Origin of the sequence: Bradyrhizobium sp. SZCCT0231 (assembly GCF_018130245.1) — a bacterium.
GTDB lineage: Bacteria > Pseudomonadota > Alphaproteobacteria > Rhizobiales > Xanthobacteraceae > Bradyrhizobium > Bradyrhizobium japonicum_F.
In genome coordinates this window covers 1-11,259 of sequence record NZ_JAFCKP010000036.1, presented here as the reverse complement: position 1 = coordinate 11,259, position 11,259 = coordinate 1, and the positions used below count along the sequence as shown (strand labels likewise).

The window sequence follows — 11,259 nt, the reverse complement described above, 5'->3', positions numbered from 1 at the left end:
CGTCGGTGCTGCCGGACTACATGGTCCCGGCGCGGATCGTGGTGCTGGAGCGTCTGCCGCTGACGCCGAACGGCAAGCTCGACCGCAAGGCGCTGCCGGCGCCGGATCAGCTCGCAGCGTCTGTCGAGCATGTCGCGCCGCGCACGCCGGCGGAAGCCGCATTGGCTACGATCTGGGCCGATCTGCTGCGCCAGCCCAACATCGGCGTCACCGACAATTTCTTCGAGCTCGGCGGCGATTCCCTGATCGCCGTCCAGCTCGTCAGCCGCATCAAGCGCGATCTCGGCCACGACCTGCCGCTCAACCGTCTGTTTGAAATGACGACCGTTGAAACCATGGCGGCCGCGCTGGGCCCCGAGAGCGAGACCGACAAGCGGAGCGGCGACATCGCCGCGATGCTCGACATGTTGAAGGAAGTCGAACTGTCCGATGAGTGACACGGCAACCACGCAGAAGCAGCAACTGCACGACATCTCACGGCGCCTGATGCGCCTCGATGCCGGCAAGCAGCACGCATTCCTGTCGCAGCTCGCGACCAAGGGCGTCAATCTCGCCATGCTGCCGATCGTGCGCCGGGAGCGGAAGCGGGCGCCGCTGTCCTTTGCGCAATCTCGCCTCTGGTTCCTGTGGCGGATGGATCCGGGCAGCGCCGCCTACAACATCACGGCGACGGTGCGCGTGCGCGGCCGGCTGCAACCACGCGCATTGCAACAGGCGTTCGATGCGCTCGTCGCGCGTCACAGTGCGCTTCGCACCGTGTTTCGGCAGGAAGGAGAGCAAGCCGAACAATTCGTCCGCGATCCGCAACCGGTCGCATTGCGGCGCGTGACCCTCGCTGGCGACGATCGCGAAGGGCAGGCGCGCTTGCTGGCGCGGCAGGAAGCCTCGCAGCCGTTCGATCTCGAAGCCGGCCCGCTCATGCGCGTGGCGTTGCTGACGCTGGACGAGGGCGACCACTTCCTCGTCGTTAGCCTGCATCATATCGTGACCGACGGCTGGTCGATGGGCGTGCTGGTCGACGAATTCTGGACGCTCTACGCAGCATTTGCATGCGGCGAAGCACCGGCGCTGCCGGAGCCGGAGATCGATTATGCCGACTACGCCGAATGGCAGCGGCTCTGGATGAGCGCAGTCGATGGCGAGCGGCAGGTCGACTACTGGACCAGGCGTCTCGCCGACCCAGCCGTGCTCCAGCTGCCGATCGACCGGGCGCGGCCGGCGGTCCCCGACCTTGCCGGGTCGGCTCGCCGCATCCCGCTCGATCCGGCTTTGGCCGATGGCCTGCGCGCTCTCGCGCGGCGACACCGCACGACGTTGTTCGCCGTCATGCTGGCGAGCTTCAAGCTGCTGCTCTATCGCTACACGGGCCAGCTCGATATCAACATCGGCGTGCCCGTCGCCAATCGGCACCGCGACGAAACGCGTGGTGTGATCGGCTTGTTCGTCAACACCCAGGTGCTTCGCACGCAGATCGACGGTCGCGCGAGGATCGCGGACTTCATCGCGGCGGTCCATACGGCCACGATCGAGGCACAGGAGACCCAGGATCTTCCGTTCGAGCGACTGCTCGAAATTCTCCAGCCCACGCGCAGCCTGAGCCAGAATCCGCTCTTCCAGGTCCTCTACAATCATCAGAGCCGTCGGGCGTCGGTTAATCCGCCGGATCGGACCGGCCTCAAGATCGAGAAGATCGATGCCGAGGTCGATACGGTCAAGTTCGACCTTGCGCTCGATACCGACGAGGAACCGTCCGGAGACATCCGGGCGATCTTCACCTACGCGACTGCGCTGTTCGAGGCGGCGACGATCGAGCGCCTTGCCGCGCATTGGATCACGATCCTCAAGGCGATGGTCGCCGACGACAGGCAAGTGATCGCCGATGTGGCGTTACTCTCCCAACAGGAACTGGTGAGCCTGCGCCAATGGAACCGCGCGGATGGTGGAACAACAGGTACACCGTTCACGCCGGTGCACCGGACGGTTGCGCGGCTGGCTGCCGAAGCGCCCGACGCGCCAGCGCTGATCTTCGGTGACGATGAAATCACCTATGCCGAGCTCAACCGTCGCGCCAATCGCCTCGCCCATCACCTGATGCGCCTGGGCGTCGGGCACTCCGACCTCGTCGGCGTCTCGGCACATCGCTCGCCGCATCTTGTTGTGGCCCTTCTTGCCATCTTGAAGACGGGCGCCGCCTATCTGCCGCTCGATCCCGAGCATCCGGCGAGGCGGCAGGTCGGCACCCTGCGCGATGCCGGCACGCGTATCGTGCTGGTTGACGCGGATGGCTCGGCGCTGACGCCGCCGCTCGCCGGCATCGAGGTCGTCCCGCTCGATGCGATCGATCTAGCGCGAGAGAGCGAAGGCGATCCGCAGATCGCATTGGCCGCAACCAGCCTGGCTTATGTGATCTATACCTCGGGCTCCACCGGCATCCCCAAGGGCGTCGCGGTCGAGCACGGTCCGTTCGCGATGCATTGCGAGGTGACGGCCGGGCTCTACGACATGGATCGGCACTCGCGCGAGCTGCACTTCCTGTCCTTCACCTTCGATGGTGCCCATGAGCGGCTCTGGACCGCTCTGACCTGCGGCGCAGCGCTGGTGATGCGCGATGCGGATCTGTGGTCGGCCGAGCAGACCATCGAGGTTCTGCGCCGGCAGCGTGTCACCAACGCCGGATTCCCGCCGGCCTATCTGCAACAGCTCGCCGACTTCGCGATGTGGCGCGGCGATCCACCGCCCGTGGACCTGTACTCGTTCGGCGGCGAGGCAATGCCCAAGGCAGGCTTCGACAAGGTCAAGCGCGCACTCAAGCCCCGGGTATTGATCAACGGTTATGGGCCGACCGAGACCGTGGTGACGCCGCTGGTCTGGAAGGTCGATGCCAGCGAGGAGATCGACGGCAACTACGCCCCGATCGGCCGCCCCGTGGGCCGCCGCTCGGCCTACATCCTGGACAATGATCTCAACATCGTCCCCGTCGGCGTGACCGGCGAGCTGTTCATTGGCGGCGAGGGGCTGGCGCGCGGCTATTGGCGGCGCGCCGAGCTGACGGCTGAGCGCTTTGTCCCTGATCCGTTTGGCGCGCCGGGCGCGCGGCTCTATCGCACCGGCGATCTGGCGCGGTGGCGCGCCGATGGGGTGATCGAATATGTCGGTCGCTCCGATCACCAGGTGAAGATCCGCGGCTTCCGCATCGAGCTCGGCGAGATCGAGGCCTTGCTGATGCGGCAGGCCGGGGTGCAGTCGGCCGTGGTCGTTGCCCGCGAAGTCGGCGCCAGTCATCAGCTGGTCGGCTATGTCGGCGGCGCTGGACCGTTCGACGAAGCGGAGATGCGCGCCGCGCTCGCGGACGAGCTGCCCGACTACATGGTGCCGGCCCGCATCGTGCGGCTGGAGTGGTTGCCGCTCACAGCGCACGGCAAGGTCGATCGCGATGCCCTGCCGGCGCCCGCGACCCCCACGGCAACCGCAGCTCATATTGCGCCGCGCTCCGCGGCCGAGACAGTGCTCGCCGGGATCTGGGCCGAACTGCTCGGCCAGCCTCTCATCGGTGTCGAGGACAATTTCTTCGAGCTTGGCGGTGATTCCATCATCTCGCTGCAACTCGTCGGCCGCGCCCGCCAGGCGGGCCTGCTGATCGAGCCGCGTGATGTCTTCCGACATCAGACCTTGCAGGATCTGGCGCGGGTGGCGCGAAATGAGAGCAGGGCGGACGACGTCGCCCTCGAATGCAATATCGAAGGCCGCGAGCATCCGTTGCTGCCGATCCAGTTGCGGTTCTTCGGAGAGGACGCGGGGGACCGCCATCACTGGAACCAGGCCGTCCTGTTGACGCCGAAGTCGCGGCTCGACTGGAAATTTGTCGAGCGCACGCTCGCCGCTCTCATCGCTCATCACGCGGCCTTGCGCCTGCGTTTCGAGGAGATTGATGGCGGCTGGCGCGCGACCTATGGCGCAATGCTGCCAACGTCGGAGCTTCTGTGGATTCGCAGCGACGTCCGCGACGCTGCCGCAGTGACGAAAGTCGCCTCGTCAGCCCAGGCTAGCTTGTCGCTGACTGGGCCGCTGTTGCGTGTGGTCGGCATGGACCTCGCGGACGGCAGCCAGCGGCTTCTGGTGGTGGTGCATCATCTGGTCATCGATGGCGTGTCATGGCGCGTGCTGCTCGAGGATTTTGCGACGGCGTACGATCAGATCCGCCAAGGTGCGGCTTCGATCGCGCTGGCGCGGAGCGAGCCCTATGGATCCTGGGGGGCGCGGTTGCAGGCCTACGCCGGTACCGATGAGCTGGCGGCTGAGTTCGGCTACTGGCTCGAACGAGGATCGCATGCCGCGTTTCCCTGCGACGATGATCATGGTGAGGTCGACCGGGTTGCCGATGGCGAGGAAATCCAGCTGGCTTTCGACACGGGCTTGACTGCGCGGCTCTTGAAGGAGGCGCCGTCCGCCTACCGCACCCAGGTCAATGATCTTCTGCTGGCAGCGTTGGCGCGAGCGGTCTCGCGCTGGGGCGGAATTGAGGATGTCGTCGTCGAGCTCGAAGGGCATGGCCGTGAGGACATTTTCGCGAGCGTAGACGTATCCCGCACTATCGGCTGGTTCACCACGGCTTTTCCGGTGCGCCTGCCGGGCGGCTCCGGCGACGACGCTGCACTGATCAAATCCGTCAAGGAGGAGCTTCGCGCCGTTCCCAACCGCGGGCTGGGTTACGGCGTCCTGCGTCATCTCGGCACCGAGGCGCAGCGGAGCGCGCTAGAGGCACGTCCTGAGCCGCGCATCGTCTTCAACTATCTCGGCCAGTTCGATTCCAGCATGGGAGAGAGCGCGCCGTTCCGCCTCGCGCCCGAGAGCTCCGGGCCGATGCGCAGCGACAGCGCGCCGCTCGGCCGCTGGGTGAGCATCAACGGTCAGGTCGGTGACGGACAATTGCGCCTGTCGTTCAGCTATGGCCGCAGGCGCTACCGGCGGGCAACGATCGAACATCTAGCGGAGCATTATGCTGCGGCCCTGCGCGAGCTCGTCGCGCATTGCACGGGTGGCGCTCGCGGCGTGACGCCGTCGGACTTCGCGTTGTCGGACCTGAACCAGGTTGATCTCGACGCGCTGATCGCAACGACCGACTGCCGTGAGATCGAGGATATCTATCCGCTGTCGCCGATGCAGCAGGGCATGCTGTTCCATGCGCTGCGTGATGGCGAGAGCGGCAATTACGTCAACCAGATCGGCCTGGAGATCCGGGGTCTTGATGCCGCCAGGCTGCGCGCAGCCTGGCACGAGGTCAGCGCGCGGCACGCCGTGCTGCGAACCGGATTTGCGTGGCGCGAGCTCTCGGGGGCGGCGCAGCAGGTGGTCTATCGGTCTGCGCATTTGCCATTCGAGGAAGAAGACTGGCGCGCGCAAGCGCCCGCCATGGACGACGAGGAACTCCGGGCCGCGCTCGCAGGCATCGCGCAAGCCGAGCGCGCCAGGGCATTCGACCTGTCGCAAGCGCCATTGCAGCGGGTCCGGCTGATCCGACTTGACGAGACGCGCCACTGGCTGATCTGGACGCACCACCACATCCTGCTCGACGGCTGGAGCGCCGCGCGTCTGATGGCGGAGATCTTGCAGCACGAGCGCGGCGAGCGGCTGCCCCCTGTGAGGGGCCGCTATCGCGACTACATCGCGTGGCTGCAAACGCAGGACCGCGATGCGTCGGCAGCATTCTGGCGCTCCGCCTTGGCAGAACTGGAGGAGCCTAGTTTCCTTGCGGACACGCTGGGAGGACCGGTAACCACGGATCCAGCCGGCCATGGCTCGCTGGACCTGCTGCTCACGGCCAAGCTGACGGCGAGCCTGCAAGCCTTTGCCAGGCGCGAGCACGTCACGCTGAACACGCTGGTGCAAGGCGCGTGGGCGCAGCTGCTGCGTCGTCACACCGGCCAGCGCGCGGTCTGTTTCGGCGCGACGGTCTCGGGCCGGCCGGCCGAGATCAGCGGGTCAGAGGACATGGTGGGCCTGTTCATCAACACGCTGCCCGTCGTCGATCAAGCAGCCCCGCAAACCGAAGTGGGAGCGTGGCTGCGCGACCTCCAGGCGCGCAACATGGATTTACGCGATCACGGCTGGATGCCGCTGTACGAGATTCAGCGCCTTGCCGGCCGCTCCGGTCGCGCACTGTTCGACAATATCCTCGTGTTCGAGAACTACCCGATCGATCAGGCGCTGCGGGGCGAGAGCGGCAGCGGACGCCGGTTCGGCCGGGTCGAGCAGGTCTCGATCACCAATTATGCGCTGACGGTGGCGGTGTTCGCCAAGTCCGACGGCATCAATCTGGGCTTTCGCTACGACCGTGGCCGCTTCGATGACGATCAGATCAGATATCTGCAAGCCTCGCTGTCGCGGCTGCTGTCCAGGATCGTGGAGGACGCGTCTCGTCCGCTTGGCGCGCTCGACGGCCTCGATGCCGATGAGACGCAGAAAATACTCGGCTGGAGCGGAGGCGCGGAGCGCGCCCCGAAGTTTAGCGACAGCATCGTCGCACAGATCGAGGCGCGGGCCGCGGCTTCGCCATCGTCGATCGCATTGGTTTTCGACGATCGGCAGATCAGCTATGGCGAGCTGAACGCGCGTGCCAATCGCCTTGCGTGGCGGTTGCGGGAGCATGGAATTGGTCGCGACCGGCTGGTTGGTTTAGCGCTCGAGCGCAGCGTGGCGCTGATCGTCGGCGTTTTGGCTGTGCTGAAGGCCGGCGGAGCCTATTTGCCGCTCGATCCCGATTACCCGTCCGATCGCCTGCTTCACATGCTGCGCGACAGCGGAAGAGCGCTGGTGCTGACCCAGGAGCGGCTGCTCTCGCATCTGGCGCCGGTGATCGCGGATGCGGGCGCCGAGGCCTGGACCATCGACGGTGAGGGCGGGGCCCACATCGAGACGCCTGCGGGCAATCCCGATGCGGCGCTTCATCCGGACAGCCTGGCCTATGTGATGTACACGTCAGGCTCGACCGGCGTACCCAAGGGCGTGGCCTGTTCGCATCGCGCGCTTGCGGCGCGGCTCGGCTGGATGCAGGCGGAATATCGCCTCGATCCCGGCGAGACCTTGCTGCACAAGACGCCGTTCAGCTTTGACGTCTCGGTCTGGGAGATATTGTGGCCTCTCGCGACCGGCGCGCGGCTCGCGATCGCCGCTCCGGGTGCGCATCGCGAGCCGCGGCTTCTTGTTGACGCCGTCGTCGCCCATGACGTGACGACACTGCACTTCGTGCCGCAGATGCTCGCGCATTTCGTGAGCGAGCCCGGCGCGACGCGCTGTACCTCGCTCAAGCGCCTGTTTGCAGGCGGCGAGGCGCTGTCGCTCGAGCTGATGACGCGCGTGCTCGCAGCGTTCCCCGATGTGCGGTTCGACAATCGCTATGGCCCGACCGAAGCCCTGATCAATGCCACCTATTGGAAGTGTCGCGCCGAGGGGGCGACGCGCGTGCCGATCGGACGGCCGATTCCCGGCATGACGATCCGCATACTCGACACCGATCTGAACATGGTTCCGGCGGGCGTGACCGGCGAGTTGTTCATAGGCGGGGCCGGTTTGGCCCGGGGCTACTGGCAGCGCGAGAAGCTGACGGCGGAGCGCTTCATTCCCGATCCCTTCAGCAAGGAGGGCGAGCGGCTCTATCGGTCGGGAGATCTGGCGCGCTGGCGGGCCGATGGCGCGATCGACTATGTCGGGCGCGCGGATCACCAGATCAAGATCCGCGGCTTCCGCATCGAGCTCGGCGAGATCGAGGCGCGACTGCTCGAGCAGCCCGGCGTTCGCTCCGCCGTGGTGACGGCGCGCGATGTCGGCGCTAGCCGACAGCTCGTTGGCTATGTCAGCGGCGCGGGGGAGTTAGAAGAGGCGGCGCTGCGGAGAGCACTGTCTACCATCTTGCCCGATTACATGGTGCCGGCGAGAATTGCAGTGCTGGAGCGGTTGCCCTTGATGCCGAGCGGCAAGGTGGATCGCCAGGCGCTGCCGGCGCCCGACCTGGTCCATGGGAATGCGGAGCATCAGGCGCCACGTACGCCGGCCGAGATGGCGTTTGCGGCGATCTGGGCCGAGCTGCTCGGCCGGCCCGCCGTCGGCCTCACCGATAATTTCTTCGAGCTCGGCGGCGATTCCATCATCTCGCTCCAGATGGTGAGCCGCGCCCGGCGCGCCGGCTACCAGATCGAGCCCCGCGACGTGTTTCAGTATCAGACGCTGGAAGCACTGGCGCTCGCGGCGCGGACTGAGCTGCGTACGGGGATGCCCGCCGATCAGGGGCAGGTCATCGGCCCGCATCCGCTGCTCCCGATTCAGACCCGCTTCTTTGCGGAGGAGATGGGCAATCGGGATCACTGGAATCAGGCGGTGCTTTTGCAGCCGAGAGAGCGCCTCGACTGGGACGTGATGCGGCGTGCACTCGCCGCCGTGGTCGATCATCATGACGCACTGCGCCTCCGCTTCGAGGAGAGGCAAGGGAGCTGGTGTGCCGAGCACGGCGATGCTCCGTCCGCGGAGGAACTGCTCTGGGTCCGGCATGCGGCCGACCGCGACGCCGTGACGGCGCTAGCATCGTCGGCGCAGGCAAGCCTGTCGATCTCCAGCGGGTTGCTGTTGCGGGCGGTCGGCATCGATGTGGCCGACGGCAGCCAGCGTTTTCTGATCGTGATCCACCATCTGGTGATCGACGGCGTGTCATGGCGCATTCTGCTGGAGGACATCGCTTCTGCGTACACGCAGCTTGCGCAGGGCGACGCCGCGGTCGGGCTTCCGCCCAAGACCCACGCCTACGCGCTGTGGGGACAGCGCTTGCGGGCCTACGCGACATCGCCAGAGCTGGCCGCGGAACTGCCCTACTGGATCAGCCGCTGCGCGAATGCAGACATTCCCTGCGACGACGATCATGCCGGCATCGATCGCATCGTGGATGCCGACGAGGTCCTGCTGTCGTTCGAAACTGAATGGACGCAGCGGCTGCTCGCGGATGCGCCGTCGGCCTATCGCACGCAGATCAATGATCTACTTCTTGCCGGCCTTGCACGCGCCGTCTGGCAATGGAGCGGGCAGGACGACGTTCTCGTCGAGCTGGAGGGGCATGGCCGCGAGCAGCTGTCCGGCGATCTCGACCTCTCGCGCACGGTCGGCTGGTTCACGACGGCCTTTCCCGTGCGACTGGCCGGCGGCTCGGAAGATTTCTCGCTCTTGATCAAGACCGTGAAGGAGGAGCTTCGCGGCATTCCCGTCCGTGGGCTCGGCTACGGCGTCTTGGGCCACCTTGGCTCCGACGAGCAGCGCATGGCGCTGTCGCATGTCTGCGAGCCGAGAATTGCCTTCAACTATCTCGGACAGATCGACAGCGGTGATGACGCGGCCGCGCTGTTCAAGATGACGGCGGAAAGTGCCGGCCCGTCGCGGGATGCATCGAGCGCGCTACGACGCTGGCTGAGCGTGAACGGCACGGTACGCGATGGCCGGCTGTGTTTGTCATTCGGCTTCGGCCGCAAGCGCTATCGGCGCGAGACGGTCGAGCGACTGGCCGCCTTGTACGAGGCTGCATTGCGTGAGCTGGTCGAACACTGCACCGGCGGCGCCTGCGGCCTGACCCCATCCGACGTGGCATTGTCGGGGCTCGGGCAGGCCGAGCTCGACAGGCTTGCGCTCGATTGGCGCGAGATCGAGGACATCTATCCATTGTCGCCGATGCAGCAGGGCATGTTGTTCCATGCGATGCACGACGGCGAGAGCGGGCTCTACGTCAATCAGGTCGCAGCGGAGATCCGCGGCCTGGATGCTGCTAAACTGCGCCGCGCCTGGCAGGCGGCCAGCGATCGCCATGCGGTGCTGCGGACCGGATTCGTCTGGCGCGACCTGTCCGGCGCGCCGCAACAGGTCGTCTATCGACGGACCGAAGTGCCCTTCGTCGAGGACGACTGGAGGGCCCGGGTCGCGACGTGGGGCCAGGCGCAATTGGATACGGCGCTGGCCGATGTTTCGCGGCAGGAGCAGGCCACCGGGTTCGACCTGTCACGGCCGCCCTTGCAGCGGGTCCGGCTGATCCGGCTTGGCGAAGACCGGCATTGGCTGATCTGGACGCATCATCACATCCTGCTCGACGGGTGGAGCTCGGCGCGGTTGATCGCCGAGGTGATGCAGCATAACGGCGAGGGACGTCTGCCAGCATTGCAGCACCGTTACCGCGACTACATCTCCTGGTTGAATAACCGCGACAGCGATGCATCGGCGGCGTTCTGGCGCAATGCGACGGCTGGGCTGGATGAACCGAGTTTCCTGGCGGAAGGCCTGATCGAACAGACGAGCCCACAATCGTCGGGCCACGACATGCTTGCGCTGGAGCTGGATCCTGCGCTGACCAAACGCGTGCAGGAATTCGCGGCGCGCGAGCGGGTCACGATGAACACGCTGGTGCAGGCGGCATGGGCGCAGTTGCTGCGACAGCATACCGGGCAGGGAACGGTTTGCTTCGGTGTCACCGTGTCGGGCAGGCCGCCAGAGCTCGCCGGCGCTGAAGAGATGGTCGGCCTGTTCATCAACACGTTGCCGGTGATCGACGACGTCAGCCCGCAGCAGACCGTCGGCGCATGGCTGCGCGAGTTGCAGGATCGCAATCTGGCCTTGCGCGACTTCGGCTCGACGCCGCTCTATGAGATCCAGCGCCTGGCAGGGCGTCCCGGACGGCCGCTGTTCGACAGCATCCTGGTGTTCGAGAATTATCCTGTCGACCGCATGCTGATCGGACAGAACCGACAGATCCAGGTCGGCGAAACCCGGATCGTCGAGACCAGCAATTATCCCTTGTTCGCCAGTATCGGCGTCGATGAGCGCCTGCGCCTCGTCTTCAACTATCAGCGCAAGCATTTCGACGAGGCGCAGATTGCGCGGCTGCAGCGAAATTTTGTGCGGCTGATCGAAGCGCTGAGCATCGATGCCGATCGACCAGTCGGCATGATTGCGGCCCGCGATCCCGCGGATGACGTCCTGCTCGCACGGGCGAACGACACGCGCCGGGATGAGCCGCGCGAGGGGATTATTGCACAGTTCGAGGCGCAGGTCCGGAAGTCGCCCGAAGCGATCGCGCTGGTGTTCGGCGAGACGGAGCTCAGTTACGCGGCACTGAACGCGCGTGCCAACCGGCTGGCGCGGCGATTGCGGGATCGCGGCGTCGGGACCGAAATCGTGGTCGGGCTGGCGCTCGAGCGGGGCGTCGGGATGCTGGTCGCACTGCTGGCCGTGCTGAAG

Annotated in this window: 2 protein-coding genes; both read left to right on the top strand. The window is 66.1% G+C overall.

Annotated features, from left to right (window positions below; genetic code table 11):
- Window positions 1–437, top strand: a 437-nt coding sequence (locus JQ566_RS34375) for a phosphopantetheine-binding protein (RefSeq protein ID WP_212380669.1), incomplete at its 5' end; no start/stop codon positions are given.
- On the top strand, window positions 430–11,259 hold a 10,830-nt coding region (locus JQ566_RS34370; RefSeq protein ID WP_212380667.1), incomplete at its 3' end, for a non-ribosomal peptide synthetase. The genes JQ566_RS34375 and JQ566_RS34370, both read left to right, overlap by 8 nt.